Annotated in this window: 2 protein-coding genes; both read right to left on the reverse strand. The window is 71.2% G+C overall.

The annotated features are described in order from the left end of the window. Positions 1–92: 92 nt before the first annotated feature. Entirely contained in the window at positions 93–1,346 is a 1,254-nt protein-coding gene (ahcY, locus tag ABYE80_RS19330) for an adenosylhomocysteinase (protein WP_372791940.1), read from the reverse strand. Positions 1,347–1,509: 163 nt separating this feature from the next. Continuing rightward, the coding region (gene ahcY, locus ABYE80_RS19335; RefSeq protein ID WP_372791941.1) for an adenosylhomocysteinase at positions 1,510–2,830 on the reverse strand (1,321 nt) is incomplete at its 5' end.

Genomic DNA, 2,830 nt, shown 5'->3' on the forward strand with positions numbered 1-2,830 from the left:
CCGCCGGAGCGCGCGGTGCTGCGCAACGTCGTGGCCGCGCCCCGCCGCGGCGTGCAGGTCGTGCGGACCGCCTGACGCGGCCCGCCCCTCCCTCAGGGGGCGGGGTCCCAGCTTGTGCGGTAGGCGGTCTGCTCGTCCGTGAGCTCGTCGATCTCCACGCCCAGCGACGCGAGCTTCAGCCGGGCGATCTCCCGGTCGACCCGCTCGGGCACCGGGTGGACGCCGGGACCGAGGGCTCCGCGGCGCAGGACGAGCTCCTCGGCCGCGAGCGCCTGGTTCGCGAAGCTCATGTCCATCACCGCCGCGGGGTGGCCCTGGGCGGCCGCGAGGTTGACGACGCGACCGGAGGCCAGCAGGTTGAGGCGGCGACCGCCGAGATCCACCTGCTCGACGAGCGGGAGCACCTGGGTCGGCGGCGACACCGCGGCGGCGCGGAGTGCCGGCAGGTCGATCTCGACGTCGAAGTGCCCGGCGTTCGCCAGCACCGCGCCGTCCTTCATGCGCGCGAAGTGCTCGGCGCGCAGCACCCCGGCGACGCCGGTGACCGTGATGAAGACGTCACCGCGCTCGGCGGCCGCCAGTGCGGGAAGGACCTCGTAGCCCTCCATGCGCGCTTCCAGGGCGCGGCGCTCGTCGACCTCGCACACGACGACGATCGCCCCCATGCCGCGGGCCCGCTGCGCGATGCCCTTGCCGGTCCAGCCGTAGCCGAGCACGACGACGGTGCGGCCCGCGAGCAGCAGGTTCGTGGCGCGCAACACGCCGTCGAGGGTCGACTGACCGGTCCCGTAGCGGTCGTTGAACACACGCTCGCTGAGCGCCTCGTTCACGGCGATCACCGGGCAGGCGAGCCGTCCCTCCGCCTCGAGCGCCCGCAGCCGCACGAGCCCGGTGGTGGTCTCCTCCGTCGCGCCGAGCATCCCGGCCAGCACGTCCGGATGGGCGGCGTGGATCACGCTGACCAGGTCGGCGCCGTCGTCGAGCGTGATCTGCGGGGCCCGTGCCACGAGCTTGCCGACGTGCTCCACGTAGCTGTCGAGGTCCTCGCCCCGGCGAGCGTGGACCTCCGCGCCGAAGTGCGACACGAGGGCCGCGGCGACGTCGTCCTGGGTCGACAGCGGATTGGCTGCCGCGAGGGCGACCTCCGCCCCCCCGGCCAGCAGCGCGCGGACGAGGTTCGCCGTCTCCGCGGTGACGTGCAGGCACGCGGCGACGACGATCCCGTCCAGCGGGCGCTCCGCCGCGAACCGCTCGCGCAACGCGGCCAGGACCGGCATCTGGGCGTCGGCCCAGGCGATCCGGTCCCGGCCGGCGTCGGCCAGGGTGAGGTCGGTGACGTCGGACATCAGGCGCGGGGGGTCGAGCGTCGGGCCGGCACTGGCGTCACACGTCGCACAGGGTCAGAGCGGTGGTTCGCCTCCCGTGCCTCCACGCGCGGCGAGGGGCCAGTACGCGAGTACGGGCCCTTCGTCGCGCGGGGCGGCATGGGCGGCGAGGCGCCCCTCTGACCTAGTAGCGGTAGTGGTCGGGCTTGTACGGGCCCTCGACCGGGACGCCGATGTAGTCGGCCTGCTCCTTGCGCAGCGGCGTCAGGTTCACGCCGAGCGCGTCGAGGTGCAGCCGGGCGACCTTCTCGTCGAGGTGCTTGGGCAGCACGTAGACGCCGATCGGGTACTCGTCGCGCTTGGTGAACAGCTCGATCTGGGCGATGGTCTGGTTCGTGAACGAGTTGGACATCACGAACGACGGGTGACCGGTGGCGTTGCCGAGGTTCAGCAGGCGACCCTCGGAGAGGACGATGATCGAGTGGCCGTCGGGGAACTTCCACTCGTCGACCTGCGGCTTGATGTTGATCCGCTCGATGCCCTCGGTCTGCTGGAGGCCGGCCATGTCGATCTCGTTGTCGAAGTGGCCGATGTTGCCGACGATGGCGTTGTGCTTCATCGCGGCCATGTGGTCGCGGGTGATGATGTCCTTGTTGCCCGTCGTGGTGATGAAGACGTCGGCGGTCTCGACGACGTTGTCGAGCGTGTCGACCTGGTAGCCCTCCATCGCGGCCTGCAGCGCGCAGATGGGGTCGATCTCGGTGACGATGACGCGGGCGCCCTGGGCCTTCAGCGAGGCGGCGGAGCCCTTGCCGACGTCGCCGTAGCCGCAGACGACGGCGGTCTTGCCGGCGAGCATGACGTCGACCGCGCGGTTGATGCCGTCGACGAGGGAGTGGCGGCAGCCGTAGAGGTTGTCGAACTTCGACTTGGTGACCGAGTCGTTGACGTTGATGGCCGGGAACAGCAGCTTGTTCTCGCGGTGCATCTCGTACAGGCGGTGGACGCCGGTGGTCGTCTCCTCGGTGACGCCGATGATCTCGGCGGCGACCTTGGTGTACCGCTGGGGGTCCTCGCTCAGCGACTTCTGCAGCAGCGTGAGGAAGATCTCGAACTCCTCGGAGCCACCGGTGGAGGGGTCCGGCACGGCGCCGGCAGCCTCGAACTCCTTGCCCTTGTGGATGAGCATGGTGGCGTCGCCACCGTCGTCGAGGATCATGTTGGCGGGGCTGCCCTCGGGCCACCCGGCGACAACCTGCTCCGTGCACCACCAGTACTCCTCGAGGGTCTCGCCCTTCCAGGCGAAGACGGGGACGCCCTGCGGCGCGTCGGGCGTGCCGTTGGGGCCGACCGCGACGGCGGCGGCCGCGTGGTCCTGGGTCGAGAAGATGTTGCACGAGCACCAGCGGACCTCGGCGCCGAGCGCGGTCAGCGTCTCGATGAGGACTGCGGTCTGGATGGTCATGTGCAGCGACCCGATGATGCGGGCGCCCTTGAGCGGCTGC

Origin of the sequence: Paraconexibacter sp. (assembly GCF_041602235.1) — a bacterium.
Classification (GTDB): Bacteria; Actinomycetota; Thermoleophilia; order Solirubrobacterales; family Solirubrobacteraceae; genus Paraconexibacter.